The sequence below is a fragment of the Thiovibrio sp. Mzg5 genome (assembly GCF_055379285.1).
In genome coordinates this window covers 332,576-345,910 of record NZ_AP022872.1, presented here as the reverse complement: position 1 = coordinate 345,910, position 13,335 = coordinate 332,576, and the positions used below count along the sequence as shown (strand labels likewise).

The window sequence follows — 13,335 nt, the reverse complement described above, 5'->3', positions numbered from 1 at the left end:
ATGGCAAAAGACGCACAGATAAAACTCCGGCCCTGGTGCCCGTTCTGCGGCCAGGATGTGGGCCGCCCCAAAGAACCGGTGCAGCGGAAGCTCGACGAATTCACCGTGGGCGAATGCCAGTGCGGCGCGACATACACCTGCGACCCCACCGGCTTCAATGTGGGGGCAGCCATGGTCGAGGCCATCGTCCATGCCTGCGACGACAACTGGGATCTGGCCTGGGAATTGCTTCCCGACGAGGATTACCTCACCGGCCGGATCGACAATTACGACGAACAGACCCATCAGGTCTTCGAAACCAAGAATGTCGATGGCCGCAAAGTCTCGGGTGTTCTCTATTTTGTCCGGCTCAACCGGGAACTGGCCACCCTTGCCAACCGGCTGCACACGGACAAGAATGCCAAGGACAGCGCCCTGTGCCAGGAAGATCCGGCAAGCGACCTCCCCCCCATGGAACCGGCCCGCGACCCGAAACGCAAAAAGAAGCGGGCCGACAAGGGAGTAGTCACCCAACTGGTGGCGGATCAGGACATCGACGGCCTAGTTGACCTGGCCTTTGACGATCTCAAGACCCTGCGTTTCATCCAGCGGCTGCTCTACGACCCGGACGAGGGCAAACGCTGGCAATGCGCCCATGTCCTAGGTCAGGTCTGTCGGCGGCTCTCCACCCGGAAACCCGGGGCGGTGAGTGATCTGCTGCACCGGCTGTACGAGGCCTGTTCCGATTCCGCTGCCGCCCACTGGGGGCTGCTGGAATCCATCGGTTCCATCATCGCGGCGCGTCCCGACATCTTCGGCGCCTTTGCCAGACACCTGCTCATGCACCGGGGGGTTCCCTCCACCAGGGTGCAGGTGCTGTGGGCCTTGGGGACGCTGGCAGAAAAACGGCCGGACCTGGTCCGCGCCACCCCCTTTTACAGCCTCTTTCCCTTTGTCAGCCACCCCGAGGCAATCACCAGAGGGCACGCAGTCCGGCTTATGGGACGGATTACCGCCACCGAGGTGGAAAGCGAGATTGAAAAACTGACCGGCGACCAAGCCGAATTAACCATTTATGAGCAGGGACAACCCGTGCATACCACCGTGGCGGAACTTGCCAAGGAAGCACTGGCCCGGCTGCACAGAGCAAAAGAGCCCAAAAATGACTGAACAGCACAAGCAGGAACAGGAAGTGAAGGAAGAAAAAAGCCAAGCCCAACTCGACTACGAGGCAGGCCAGGAATTTCTCAAAAACCTCGAACCGGCCCAGGCAGCCAATGCCTTTCACAATGCCCTCATTGCCTTTGAGCTCGAAGGCAATGAAAACGGTATTGCCAATGCAGCGGACAAACTGGGCGATATCTGCGCGGCCCGTGGCGATGTGGCAACGGCCATGAGCCATTACGACCGGGTCTACGCCATCTGCCAGAAGCACACGGATCGCTTCAGCCTTTTTTCCATCGAAAAGAAAAAGGCCAAGCTCATGTACGATGCCAAGGATTATGACCAGGCCATCCGGTTGTATAACGAGGTCCTTGATGAATACGGCGCCCTGCGCAATCCCCAGGGCTCGGTGGATACCCTGGAAATTTTGGCGGAACTCTATCTGGCCAAGGGGGAAAAAGGCAAGGCGGCGGATGCCTACCGGACAATAGCGGCGATCCACACGAGCTTCAAACACAGCCGCCATGCGGAGCAATTCCTGCAAAAAGCTGCGGAGACCGAGAAGGGCTGAAACACGCGGAGAGATTTCTCCACGGCTGAAATCCTATTTTTTTCCCGTAGCGATGAGGCTGTCGGCAAACGGGCGGAAAAGTGCCGGCTCAAGAATCACCGCGGCGATGGGCCAGCGGTTTGCCCCCTTTTCTTCCCCTGCCATTTGGACGGAAAGGTTATGGAGTACCCGCTGCAGGGAGGCAAGATTGACCGTAGGGTAGGATTTTCCCGGCTCGAATCCGGAAAAGCCGCAGACATGTCCCTTGCCGTCAATTACCGTGGGAATCCCGTAAGTCCGGCAGTTTACCGGGCGTGCCTCATAGCAGAGACAGAGCCCTTGCCCATCAAGAAGCGGACACCTGATTCGGGCCACGGAGGGATCAAGCCCCGAAGTCATGATCTGCTCCCAGGCCTGCCGGGCCTCTTGCGCCGCAACAGCTATCGCTTCCCGCACCGTGGGGTCCAACCGCTGCAAATGGGCCTGAAGATTGACCGCCTCAACAAGGGACACATCAAAAACAGCCTGACAGCAGTCCGCACACCCCTTGCCGCAGGTGATCGCCTCGGGATGCGCCTGACGCACGGCCTCGAATGCCTGATCAATGGCGACAAAGAGCGTGTCCAAATCATTGAGCATGACCAGCCTCCTCTCTCAAAAAAGCCAGCAGGAACATCACAAAAAAAAATGCAGAGGAAATCCTCTGCATTTTTCATATATCAGCTGAAAAACAAAGACTAACGATGTTCTTCGTCTTTGGCCCGGCCTTTTGCTGCGTACATGGTGGTGCTGCCGCTGGACCAGAAGTCCATCTTGCCTTCCTTTACCAGATCGTTGGCCGCGTTCTTCACATCACGGGGACCGGCTTCCGGATCACAGGCATAAAAATCCTTTACATAGAGCTGGGCCTTGGGGCCATTCAGCGCTTTTTCAAGAATAGCTGCTTTCAACTCCTCTTTGCTTAATGCCATGGTACTTACTCCTTTCAATAAGGTTTTACGCAAGCACATCAACAATCAAAAGAACAAGGTCAGTAGTTCGCAGAACAAAGGAACTACTGACCCTGATTCTAGTGAAGACCGTTCACCTTACTTGATGTGGCTGGTGAACTTGAACTGGGTGGTAGTTCTCCAGGTATCATAGGCCAGACGATAATCGTCAACGGACTTGATGGTGAAGGGGATACCGGTCTTTTCGAAGAATTTCTCCCAGCCGATCCGTGCTGCCCACTCGCCAACACGCTCGTATTTGCGGGCGTCCTTGGCGTAGGTCTCAAGGATGTTCTTCACTGCGGCAACGGTCTCCGGCCAACGGGGCGGAGTGTTGGGCAGGAAGGGAATAACCAGCTTGGAGAACATCGGCATGGACCTGGAGTTGGAAACCTTGCCGCCAACCAGGATCGCGATACCGTCACCATCCGGATCAGCCAAAGGCATGGCCGGACACATGGTGTAGCAGTTACCGCAGAACATGCAGCGCTCGGCGTTTACCTTAACGGACTTGACGTCCTCACCCTTGCTGTTCTTCGCCGTCGCAGGCTTAACCGCGCCCAGAGGACAGGCGGAGATAGCCAGGGGCAGCTCGCAGAGGCCGCTGATCGCATCGTGGTCGATCATCGGCGGTTTACGATGTACGCCGAGGATGGCGATATCGGAAGCATGAACCGCGCCGCACATGTTCAGGCAGCAAGCCAAAGCAACACGAACCTGAGCCGGCAGCTTGTGGCTGACGAAGTAGTCGAACAGCTCATCCATAACCGCCTTAACCACGCCGGAAGCGTCGGTAGCCGGAGTATGGCAGTGAACCCAACCCTGGGTGTGCACGCAGTTGCTGACAGATGCGCCAGTACCACCAACCGGGAAACGGTTGCCGCGGCTCTTCAGATCGTCCAGCAGGGGCTGAACCTTAGCCTTGGAATCCACCATGAACTCAACGTTGTTCCGGGTGGTCCAACGGATATAACCATCACAATGCTTATCCGCAACGTCACACATTTCACGGATCAATTCGATACTGATGAGACGGGCTGCACCAACGCGGACGGTGTAGCACTCGTCGCCGCTCTCGCCCTTGTGCATCAAAACGCCGGGCTGAATGATCTCGTGGTACAGCCATTTGCCGTAGTTCTTTTTAACCACCGGCGGAAAAAACTGCTCGTAATGTGGCGGACCGATGTCTGTGATTCTGTCGGCCATCGGATTCGCTGGATCGTAACCCATGATAATTCCTCCTTATATCGTGAAATCAGATAAGTTCAATGTAGTATCAAACAACAGCCACGCACCTTACTGGGCGTTACGCTTACGGAATTCAACAACATCACGCTCAAAGCCGCCTTCAACCTCGTCTTCCTGCCAGAACACATAGGGGTTGGAACGGGGCTCTTTCACATGCTGCGGCACGGGCGTAACTTCCATAACCTTGAGGAAGGTGGGCAGACCGATACGCATGATGGTCTCACCAACACGCTCACGGTTTTTGCCGACTTCCATCCACCAATCCCAAATCTTCTCGATCACTTCGATGATCTCGGCGAATTCGGTTTCCGGATTAACCTCGATGAAGGGAATGGTCATGGTGGCGAACTGGGCACCATCAAGGATCGGGGCCTTGGCGCCGACACAGATGGTTGCACCCTGCTTTGCTCCGGGACGCAGTGCGCGGGGCATTACGTTGAGGCAATGCATACAACGGGTGCATTCGGAGTTGTCGATCTTGAGGGTATCGCCTTCCATCCACATGCAACCGGTGGGGCAAAGGTCAAGAACCTCGGCCTTGATGTCGAACTTGCCCCAGTCTTTGCCGGAATGTGCGCCGGCGTTGGGGATGAATTCGCCCTTGATGTAGCCCTTGACCGCAGCCTGATCAATGCGAATATCATCACGCCAGGTGCCGATAACAGCAAAGTCGGAACGGGCAATGGCGGCAACACAGTCGTTGGGACAACCGGAGAATTTAAATTTGAACTTGTAGGGGAACGCGGGACGATGGATTTCGTCCTGATAATGCATGGTCAGGCTGTGGCAGAGATTCTGGGTGTCGTAGCAACCCCACTCGCAACGGGCCCGGCCGAGACAGCACTCAGGGGTACGCAGGTTGGAGCCGGAACCGCCGAGATCCTGATTCAGATCGTGGGTCAGTTCGTAGAACAGGGGCTCCAGGTTCGGGGTGGTGGTGCCGAGCAGAACCAGGTCGCCGGTGGAACCGTGCATGTTGGTCATACCGGAACCGTACTTCTCCCAGAGGTTACAGATGTCGCGAAGTTTCGCGCTGTTGTAAAACTTACTGGAAGGCTGGTTCAGACGTACGGTGTGGAAGTGAGCCACGCCGGGGAACCTCTCCGGCACATCCGAATAACGGCCAACAATACCGCCGCCGTAACCGAAAACACCGACGATGCCGCCGTGTTTCCAATGGGTAATCTTGTCCCTGAAAGACAGCTCAAGCTGACCCAGAATGTCAAAACATTCGGGTTTTTTCTCTGCCTGACGCTTCAGGTCAGTGACGAAACTCGGCCACGGGCCTTTTTCGAGCTCGTCCAACAAAGGCGTATCATGCTTCGGCATTGTCGATTCCTCCCTTACTAAGGTAAATTAATAGGTTTCCAATAAATAAACAGTTCGCCCCGCACCGTTATTTCCCACTCGCAGCACAAGGAGGGGCTTTCGAGGCAGGGCGATTGTAACTACTTGCAAAATGTGAACAGTGATTCAGTCAGAGGACCATAGCCAGTGACGCACTCTTTGTCAATAAAAAATGACATGTTTTCAGCACCTGTTTTCCTCCGCATGGCTCTTTACGCTCTTCCCTTACCACACGGGCATTAACGGTCTGATTACCGAAGACAATCCAGCGCTGGAGGAATCCCCATTTGCTGTGATTTTTTTCTCCTGAACCAGCAAGCACACGAAGGGGTTTATCTCCTCTTTTTTTTCCTGTACAGTGAAGCCACTCCTTAAAGCCAAGCCGCTCTTGTCATACAGACGACACCCAAGTTATTTTGTTACGATGGCTTACCCGTGAGGAAGTTCCCGTGCCGAGACCAAAAAAAATACGCCATTGCGAAGGCGCCATATGCGGTAAAGCCTTTAAGCCCACCCGCATCCCCCTGGCAGAATTGAAGCACATCCCTCTTCTCCAGGATGAGCTAGAAGCCTTGCGGCTCTGTGACTTGCAGGGCTTGACCCAGGAGCAGGCCGGACGCAGCATGGGAATATCCCGGGGAACGGTGCAGAGAATTCTGACCATGGCCCGGCGCAAGGTCGCCCAGGCGTTGGTGGAGGGTGCGGCCCTCATCATCGAGGACAGCCCAGCGCTCCAGAAAGAAATCAAGGAGTGAGTTCAGTGCCCCTCACCATGGCAGTTGCCGCCACCCTTGCAGGCCTGGGTGGGTTCCATCAGAATCAGCTTGTTTTCGAGCATGCCGGACACAACCTCGGCAACCGTTGCAAAGGCATGCCGGGCGGCAAAGTAGACCTCAATGCCAACCTGAGCGAAGCCCTGTAGCGGTCTCGCCCCCATCCCCGCCACGAGAATGGCTTGCACCCCATGTTCTTTCAGCATGCCCACCGGCTCCATGCAGCCGCCTGCGCCATGCGCGACAGTGGCAACCGTATTCACCCCAACCACCTTGCCGTTTTCCACATCGATCAGGGTGAACAGGTCACAATGCCCGAAGTGCTCGGAACGTCCACCCTCTAATCCGCCAGGGTTGTTTGAGGGAACAGCTATCCGTTTCTTGCCCATGATATTTCTCCTTTCCGTCTTGCAACGTGTTTGATTTTTTTAGCCCTTTTATTCCGCACCGGGCGCTGGCCCGAAAATCCTGTCGCTGAATTTCACATACCAGGCTGCGGACTGAACCTGGATAATATAAGATACCGCGATAACCAGGGCGGCATCTGCGCCCTTGGTCCCGAAGGCATTGATGGCAATAGCCAGAGCAATGGACAGGTTGCGCATCACCGTGCCGTACACCAGGGCGATGGCGTCGCCGCGATTAAAAAACATTCTGCCGACCACGGTGCTCAGGCCGAAATTCAATCCATACATAATGAGCAGCGGCACCAAGATCCCCCCGAGAATGGCCGGATTTTCCGAGATCCCCCTGGCTTTCAGGGCAATAGCCACAAAAACAATGCCCAACACCCCCACCGTGGACAGGGAGGGAAAACGGACCGCCCAGGTCTTTTTAAATTCCTGCTCCCCATATTTTTTTAAAAACACCTGCCGGGTGAGATAACCAAGCAGCATGGGGAGAAAGACAATGATCATGATCTGCTTCACCACCAGCACCAGGTCAACATCCACCCTGGCGCCCATGAGCGCCTGCACATAGAAAGGGGTGGCCAGTGAGCCTAAGGTGAGACCGATAACGGTCATGTTGACGGCGGCGGCCAAATTCCCCTTAGCAAAACCGGTCCAGGAGATGGTCATGCCGCTGGTGGGCAGCAGGGAGGCAAGGAGCAGCCCCAGAGCCATGTACGGCTGGTCCCGGAAGAAAACAAGCCCCAGACCATAGGCAACAAAGGGAACCACGAGAAAGTTGATACACTGGGCGGAAAGCTGCAACCTGACATTCTTGATCCCGTCCTGCAAGGCCTTGATGTTCAGGGTCACCATCATGGGGTAGACCATGAGAAAGGTGAACGGCAGGATCAGACCCTTGAGAATGCTTAAGGATGCCGGGGCAGCGCTGAGTCCGAACAGGTAGCCCGCCGCCATCATGGCCGGAATGACCACCACCAGCCGCTTGTTGATCTTGATCAAAAAATTCCACATGGGGATGTTCCTCGCGATCTCGAATTTACATAAAAAAAACGTCGCCCCTTCCGCTTATCGCGCCTCGTCGATCATCTCGCGAATCTTCTGGAAGGATTCGGCCAACGAACCGGGAAAAACCTCATCGTCGATCACCGCGCTGATGTCCCCGCCGTTGTAACCCAAGAATCGCAGCTGGGTCGTGCCATCCTTGGAAAAAGCCATGACGAACTTGGGCATCAGGACAGCGCGTTCCGGATTTGCGGCCAGACTTTTTGCCGCCTTTTCCGGTTTGCAGATCTGGATCATGTGCAGATCGAAATCCGCTCCGGCTTCTGCCCCGTGCGCCCGAAAGGTTTTACCCATATCCATGGTCTCGGCGTTGTTAATGATAAAGCCGTATTTCCCGGCGACCCGATCGAAATCCCGGGCGAAATCCGCCGGGGATTTGCTGGTTTCCGCAACGTACAGATCTTCCTGCTGCATGACTCGCTCCTTTCATTCTTCCTGATTTGCCTGAAATTACGGGCAACCACCCGCAATCTTATTCTGTGCATATGCCCACAATAAACAAGGGGAAACCGGGTGTCAAGCTAGAAATTAAGTAAAAAAGAAAACATTTAAACAGCCATCCGAAAGGTTTGACAGAAACCGTCAAGCGCGATAGGCTATCGCGCATTCGGACGTCATAATACTGGTACTCACTTTTCATAATAAGGACTGTTGCCATGGGGAAAAAAATCGTAATCATCGGCGGGGTTGCCGCCGGACCTAAATCCGCCTGCCGGGTAAAACGCCTGCTGCCCGATGCCGAGGTGACCATCATCGATCAGGACAGCCTGATCTCCTACGGAGGCTGCGGCATCCCCTACTATGTTTCCGGCGATGTCTCCGATGAAAAGGAGCTGCGCAACACCAGCTTCCACATGACCCGGGATGAGACCTTCTTTCTCAAGGCCAAGGGGGTCACGGCCAGGACCAACACCCTGGTCCTGGCTATCGACCGGCAGCAAAAACTCGTGCTCGTTGAGGATCTCACCTCCGGCGCGCAGGAGTCCATCCCCTACGACAATCTGGTCCTTGCCACCGGCGCCCGGCCCAATGTCCTGCCCATTCCCGGCGCGGACCTGGACGGGGTGTTCACCATCAGCGACCTGCACAAGGCCATTGCCATCAAGGAGCGGATCGCCAAGGGCGAGGTGAGCCGGGCGGTGGTCATCGGCGGCGGCGCCATCGGCATCGAGATGGCCGAGGCCTTCACCGAACTGTGGGGCCTCGAAACCACCATCCTCGAATTCATGCCCCAGATCATGCCCCGGCTGGTGGACTGGGATTTCGCCCGCATGCTGGAAACGCATCTCAAGGAAAGCGGGGTGGCGGTATTCACCGGCGAGGGGGCCTCGGCCATTGAGGGCAAAGACGGCAAGGTCTGCCGGGTGGTCACCCCCAACCGAACCCTGGAGGCGGATCTGGTCGTGATGGCCGTGGGGGTTAAGGCAAGAAGCGAACTGGCCCAGGCAGCCGGGCTGCTCGTCTCAGGCATGGGCAACATCGTGGTCAACGAACGGCTGCAAACCTCGGACCCGAACATCTATGCGGCCGGGGACTGCATCGAGGTGAAAAATATCATCACCGGCAAGGGCTCCATCGCCCCCATGGGCTCGCTGGCCAACCGCGAAGGCAGGATCGTGGGGGACAATCTGGCCGGCATCCCCACCAAATACAAAGGCTGGATCGGCAGCTTCATCATGAAGGCCTTCGAACGCTGCATCGCCGCCACCGGCCTTTCCTTGGATGCGGCCCTGGCCGAAGGCTTTGCCGCTGCCGCCGTGACCACGGCCCAGTCGGACCGGGCCCATTTCTTCCCCAGCCAAGCCGTGATCCCGCTCCGGATCATCTTTGACACCAAGACCCGCAAGGTTCTCGGCTGCCAGGGCTTCGGCCCCATGAGCGACGCGGTGCTGGCCCGGATCGATGCGGCCGCCGGGATCATCGGCCAGGGGGGCACCATCGATGACCTCAGCCAGCTGGAAATGGCCTATGCCCCGCCCTTTGCCACGGCCCTCGACGCCTTGAACGCCACGGCCAACGTGGCCGACAACCTGGCCGCCGGACGGTTGCGCTATGTGAGCACCAGGGAGTTTCTCAATTGGATGGACGATTTTAGCGGTCAGCCGGACTGGGTGGCCCTCGATCTCCGCCACCCCAACGAGGCCGGACCCTTTGTCGAGAAATACGGCAAGGACAGATGGCTCTCCCTCCCCTACATTGAGATCCGGGAGCGCCATACGGAGTTGCCCAAGAACAAGACCATGCTCATCATCTGCGACGCAGGCACCCGCTCTTCCGAGATCCAGATCTTTCTGGACCATGTGGGGCTGACCAACAACCTGGTCCTGGGCGGCGGCTTCAACCTCATCCGCCGGATGGGCGTAGCCTGGTGGCCCAGCTGATTTCTCCAGCCACCCCGCAAAGGAGGATGAGCGCCAGCCCGATATCCATGACGGCCATCCTCCTGTTTTGCCTGCTTGCCGCAGGCCCGGCTCTGGCGGCCAGCCCCGTCCCTGCGGCAAAAAAACTCGCCCAACCCGGCGCAGTCCAAGCCCTGACCGATGCGGCCTATGGCGACACCCTGACCGCCCTGATCAAAAGCGCGACCCAGCGTATCGATCTCGCCATGTTTCTTTTTAAAACAAGCCCGGCCAGAGACAACCGACCGGCAGGGCTTGTCAAGGAACTGGTGGCGGCGAGACAACGGGGGGTGGAGGTGCGGGTTATCCTGGAATATTCCAGCCATGACCCGGCCCTCAACCGGGCAAACCAGGAGACGGCCCAAGCCTTAAGAAAAGGCGGGGTCTCGGTTTTTTTCGACTCGCCTGAGCGGACAACGCATGCCAAGCTGGCGGTCATCGATCGCCGCTACTGTCTGGTGGGAAGCCACAATCTCACCCAGTCGGCCCTCAAGTACAACCATGAGTTTTCCCTGCTGCTTGACAACCCTCCCCTCGCCGGGGAGATTCTGGCCTACCTGGACACAATCCTCAAGTAAAAGCCAGCTGATAGCTTTTTAAGCTGGCAGCTGTTGCTTTTCACGTCTTCCTCCTGACAATCCGGACCTTTTTCGTCGCCCCGCCAGTACCCCCGCTGCCCGGAGCAACGCGGCGCACCAGCACCTTCTTTCTCAGCGGCGCAGCAACAGCAGGCTCCTGCTCCGCGCCGCCACTGCCGGCCAGAGGCCGCGTGAAGGTACAGCCGGCCCTGGGGCATCGCAGGGAGAGCCTGCCATCAAGATTCTTTTTTTCCACCAAAAACGGTGAATCGCATACCTGACAGGCAATGGCGTGGGGCTTGGACCAGGCCATGAATTCACAATCCTGCTCGGGACAGACATAAAAAATCTTCCCAGTCGGCGTGTGCTTGGTCACCACAGTGCCAATTTGGCAGACCGGGCAGAGCAGCCCCTCCCCGCCGTCTTTTTCGTAGGATTCAGAATGTCGGCACTCGGGATGCCCCGAACAGTACCAGTACTTGCCAAAACGATCTTCCTTTAGCAACAATACCCTGCCGCAGTCGGGACATGCCTTAACCGGCTCCGCCGCAGCTGGTCCTGATTTGACGGCAGGAGAAACTTCCTCCTTTGCCGGTGGAGGTTCAGGCTCTTCGATGGTGGTCGCAGCCTCGGCAAACATCTTTTCCGTGGCTGCGGCAAGCTCAGGAGAGGCAACCTGTTCCGTCGCCGCAGCTTCATCCAGGGCAATAGGTTCCTGATCCTCCTCCTTGCCGGAATCAACCTCTTCACTCTTGATCTCGCCCGGTTCCGCTACGCCGCGCGCAAAATCATCCCCCTGCGCCGACAAGGCTTGCGCGGCCTCCTCCGCTGGGGGCTCGGCTGCTGGTGTCGGGGCAACTACCTCCTCCATCCCAGTTTCCGGCGGCGGCGCAGCCGCCCCTGCCGCCACAGGCGGCTCCGAAACGGGAACATCCCGCTCCCCTTTCTCTGCCTGGACCGTTGCGGGCGCCCCTTCTTCCGGGAGCCTGATAACACTGCGCGAACTGATGCCCCGTTTCTGGGTGGCAACCGGCACCGCCATTTTCACCAGCACCTCACCTCGCATCATCATGGTCTGATCAAACTGTTGCAAGGCGAAGGTCAGGAGTTTTCTACCGCTCACCGCCTCCTCGATGGTCTGGGCCAGATAGGCGGAAAGCTGAATCCCCTTCATGGTCGGAAAGGCCCGGTTCATAACGCTGACAAGCTTGATGGTGTTCTCGGCGCAGCGGAAAGACCCGTCCGGCATCATTCGGAGATAATTGTTGTCAAGCATCTGCTGGAGCATGGCCACGGTCATCGGGTCGATTTCCAAGGCGAAATCGGCAAGATCGGCGGCCAGACCCTCAAAGCTGTAATATTCGGGAGGAAGGCCGGTATTTTTTTCCGGGATGATCTGCACACAGCGCAGCGGCTGCCCGGGTTGCACACCTGCCAGCGGAGAGGGAGGCGCCAGAAGTTCATGCTCCTGACAGCCGGGATAGATGGCAAGAAACCCCTTATCAGACAAAACCTTGGTGCTGCCCTGAAAGAGGCAGTCTTCCCCAGCCTCCACCGTCACCGCGAGAAGCTCCCCTTGCGCCTCTTTCATTTGGCTCGCCAGGGCTCTGGCCCAGACCAGCCGGTAGATTTTATCTTCGGCCGCCCCCAGTTTCCCGGAAAGCTCCTCCGGGCCAAGGGCAGGCTCGGTGGGCAGAATCAGGCCCCTGGTATTTTCCGGGCTGGTTTCCGGCCCCAGACAAGCCGCGCCCAGCCTTTTGCCAACCTGTTCCCTGATCTTGGCAAACAAGGCGACAGAGGCATCCTGCTCCATGGCCGGGGGGAGAAAGGCGGTGACCAGCCCCAGCCAGCGGCCATCCACCTGCACGCCGTAATAGAGATTGCGGATCGCGGTCATTGCCGCGAGCGGCGAAAGGCCCCCCTGCGCAACCGCGTCCCGCAGCAGTTCCATGAAACGATACGGCTCCGGCGGAGCAACGGCAAGGGGAGAACCCGCCACTTCGCGGACCTGAAACGAGGCATTGTTAAACAGGTTGATGGCGGTATGCACCTCTTTTTCGTTGCGCAAAAAACCGTCGTCCGTGACCCCGTATGCCTCATGCAGACTGAGAATATAGTCCCCAGCCTCACTGCTGGTCTTGACCTTTACTTTCCATCTGGCGATCGGAGTGTACATCCGAATCTCGGTTTCCCTCTCTGCCAGCAGAAAAATGGTGGTGAGACTCGGATAAGTAAGCGGGAGGCCATTGGGACCGGTGCGGCTGCCCAAAAGGCGTTGCAGGTGCCTCCCAAGATAGGATTCGAACAACATCTTGACATAGGTCGCCGCGCCCTTCTCATCGCTGACCGGCTCCACCCGCCGAAAGGAGCCATGGAGCGCCTCTCCGGCAAGGCCCGTCAACCCGAGCCTTTGGGGCTGTTTACTGCCGGGGGCGACCATGGCCCAATAGCCGTTGATCAACCAGGTCCAAAACTCCCCCCGCCAATCGCCATCAAGGGCAAGATATATTTCCCGGCCCTGACAGGCCCGAAGCCTGTCCAAAAACATTTTTTCCTTGGCCTCCGGGGCAAAATCGAAATGCGGCTTTTCCCGATGCATATGGTCTTGGGGAAGGACATAGGTCGCCTTGGCCGGAGCCGCCTGCACCAGGATGGTTTCCACTTCTCCACCAAGCTGATCTTCCAAGGTTTTAGCCTTGGCCGCCACCTCGACAATGACTACGGGCTTTGCCATGCAGCTCTCTCCCCACGAATTTTCCAACAATAAAAAGGCCTTGTCTCACAAAAAAACAGTGAAGGAATTCCGTTTCCTTCACGAAAAATAGCATATAAT

General features: G+C 57.3%; 13 protein-coding genes. 5 read left to right on the top strand and 8 right to left on the bottom strand.

Going from position 1 to position 13,335, the window contains the following annotated elements; all coding sequences use genetic code 11:
• Both ACZ46D_RS01605 and ACZ46D_RS01600 read left to right on the top strand, forming a co-directional pair.
• Positions 1-1,149: a DVU0298 family protein gene (locus tag ACZ46D_RS01605; protein WP_464928292.1), complete on the top strand. Its 1,149-nt coding sequence runs from the start codon at positions 1-3 to the stop codon at positions 1,147-1,149.
• A complete protein-coding gene (locus tag ACZ46D_RS01600) occupies positions 1,142-1,714 on the top strand; it encodes a tetratricopeptide repeat protein (protein WP_464928291.1) in 573 nt (190 codons plus the stop codon). Before ACZ46D_RS01605 ends, ACZ46D_RS01600 begins: the two co-directional genes overlap by 8 nt.
• Before the next feature lie 33 nt (positions 1,715-1,747).
• Here ACZ46D_RS01600 and ACZ46D_RS01595 read toward each other — a convergent pair whose 3' ends face one another.
• The 4 genes from ACZ46D_RS01595 to dsrA all read right to left on the bottom strand — a co-directional run bounded on the left by ACZ46D_RS01595 (position 1,748) and on the right by dsrA (position 5,259).
• Positions 1,748-2,332, bottom strand: a complete 585-nt coding sequence (locus ACZ46D_RS01595) for a YkgJ family cysteine cluster protein (RefSeq protein WP_464928290.1) — start codon at positions 2,330-2,332, stop codon at positions 1,748-1,750.
• Positions 2,333-2,430: 98 nt separating this feature from the next.
• The gene (locus tag ACZ46D_RS01590; protein ID WP_464928289.1) at positions 2,431-2,664 is read right to left on the bottom strand and encodes a dissimilatory sulfite reductase D family protein; all 234 of its coding nucleotides are present in this window, start codon (positions 2,662-2,664) and stop codon (positions 2,431-2,433) included.
• A 117-nt stretch (positions 2,665-2,781) separates the two neighbouring features.
• Positions 2,782-3,912 carry a dissimilatory-type sulfite reductase subunit beta gene (gene dsrB / locus ACZ46D_RS01585; RefSeq protein ID WP_464928288.1) on the bottom strand — a complete coding sequence of 377 codons (1,131 nt, stop codon included), beginning with the start codon at positions 3,910-3,912 and terminating at the stop codon, positions 2,782-2,784.
• A gap of 66 nt (positions 3,913-3,978) precedes the next feature.
• Entirely contained in the window at positions 3,979-5,259 is a 1,281-nt protein-coding gene (dsrA, locus tag ACZ46D_RS01580; RefSeq protein WP_464928287.1) for a dissimilatory-type sulfite reductase subunit alpha, read from the bottom strand.
• Between the two features lie 467 nt (positions 5,260-5,726).
• Between dsrA and ACZ46D_RS01575 the strand changes: the two genes are divergently transcribed.
• Positions 5,727-6,032 carry a DUF134 domain-containing protein gene (locus ACZ46D_RS01575; RefSeq protein ID WP_464928286.1) on the top strand — a complete coding sequence of 102 codons (306 nt, stop codon included), beginning with the start codon at positions 5,727-5,729 and terminating at the stop codon, positions 6,030-6,032.
• Between the two features lie 2 nt (positions 6,033-6,034).
• Here ACZ46D_RS01575 and ACZ46D_RS01570 read toward each other — a convergent pair whose 3' ends face one another.
• Genes ACZ46D_RS01570 through ACZ46D_RS01560 form a run of 3 tightly spaced genes read right to left on the bottom strand, consistent with a single transcriptional unit; the run spans position 6,035 to position 7,939 of the window.
• The gene (locus tag ACZ46D_RS01570; protein WP_464928285.1) at positions 6,035-6,439 is read right to left on the bottom strand and encodes a NifB/NifX family molybdenum-iron cluster-binding protein; all 405 of its coding nucleotides are present in this window, start codon (positions 6,437-6,439) and stop codon (positions 6,035-6,037) included.
• Between the two features lie 48 nt (positions 6,440-6,487).
• Entirely contained in the window at positions 6,488-7,474 is a 987-nt protein-coding gene (locus ACZ46D_RS01565; RefSeq protein ID WP_464928284.1) for an arsenic resistance protein, read from the bottom strand.
• Positions 7,475-7,528: 54 nt separating this feature from the next.
• Complete coding sequence (locus tag ACZ46D_RS01560; RefSeq protein ID WP_464928283.1) at positions 7,529-7,939, bottom strand: DUF302 domain-containing protein; 411 nt, start codon at positions 7,937-7,939, stop codon at positions 7,529-7,531.
• A gap of 242 nt (positions 7,940-8,181) precedes the next feature.
• On the opposite strand from ACZ46D_RS01560, the gene ACZ46D_RS01555 reads away from it, so the two are divergent.
• Both ACZ46D_RS01555 and ACZ46D_RS01550 read left to right on the top strand, forming a co-directional pair.
• On the top strand, positions 8,182-9,906 hold the full coding sequence (locus ACZ46D_RS01555) for an FAD-dependent oxidoreductase (protein WP_464928282.1): 1,725 nt from the start codon (positions 8,182-8,184) through the stop codon (positions 9,904-9,906).
• Between the two features lie 26 nt (positions 9,907-9,932).
• Positions 9,933-10,502, top strand: a complete 570-nt coding sequence (locus tag ACZ46D_RS01550; protein WP_464928281.1) for a phospholipase D-like domain-containing protein — start codon at positions 9,933-9,935, stop codon at positions 10,500-10,502.
• 40 nt (positions 10,503-10,542) lie between these two features.
• Here the strand turns inward: ACZ46D_RS01550 and ACZ46D_RS01545 are convergent, their stop codons facing one another.
• On the bottom strand, positions 10,543-13,236 hold the full coding sequence (locus tag ACZ46D_RS01545; RefSeq protein WP_464928280.1) for a DNA topoisomerase: 2,694 nt from the start codon (positions 13,234-13,236) through the stop codon (positions 10,543-10,545).
• Positions 13,237-13,335: the final 99 nt, after the last annotated feature.

Excerpts from the sequence above, each read along its gene's own strand:
- ACZ46D_RS01605 (WP_464928292.1), top strand. The coding sequence starts at position 1 with ATGGCAAAAGACGCACAGATAAAACTCCGGCCCTGGTGCCCGTTCTGC.
- ACZ46D_RS01600 (WP_464928291.1), top strand. The coding sequence starts at position 1,142 with ATGACTGAACAGCACAAGCAGGAACAGGAAGTGAAGGAAGAAAAAAGC.
- ACZ46D_RS01595 (WP_464928290.1), bottom strand. The coding sequence starts at position 2,332 with ATGCTCAATGATTTGGACACGCTCTTTGTCGCCATTGATCAGGCATTC.
- ACZ46D_RS01590 (WP_464928289.1), bottom strand. The coding sequence starts at position 2,664 with ATGGCATTAAGCAAAGAGGAGTTGAAAGCAGCTATTCTTGAAAAAGCG.
- dsrB (WP_464928288.1), bottom strand. The coding sequence starts at position 3,912 with ATGGGTTACGATCCAGCGAATCCGATGGCCGACAGAATCACAGACATC.
- dsrA (WP_464928287.1), bottom strand. The coding sequence starts at position 5,259 with ATGCCGAAGCATGATACGCCTTTGTTGGACGAGCTCGAAAAAGGCCCG.
- ACZ46D_RS01570 (WP_464928285.1), bottom strand. The coding sequence starts at position 6,439 with ATGGGCAAGAAACGGATAGCTGTTCCCTCAAACAACCCTGGCGGATTA.
- ACZ46D_RS01565 (WP_464928284.1), bottom strand. The coding sequence starts at position 7,474 with ATGTGGAATTTTTTGATCAAGATCAACAAGCGGCTGGTGGTGGTCATT.
- ACZ46D_RS01560 (WP_464928283.1), bottom strand. The coding sequence starts at position 7,939 with ATGCAGCAGGAAGATCTGTACGTTGCGGAAACCAGCAAATCCCCGGCG.
- ACZ46D_RS01555 (WP_464928282.1), top strand. The coding sequence starts at position 8,182 with ATGGGGAAAAAAATCGTAATCATCGGCGGGGTTGCCGCCGGACCTAAA.
- ACZ46D_RS01550 (WP_464928281.1), top strand. The coding sequence starts at position 9,933 with ATGAGCGCCAGCCCGATATCCATGACGGCCATCCTCCTGTTTTGCCTG.
- ACZ46D_RS01545 (WP_464928280.1), bottom strand. The coding sequence starts at position 13,236 with ATGGCAAAGCCCGTAGTCATTGTCGAGGTGGCGGCCAAGGCTAAAACC.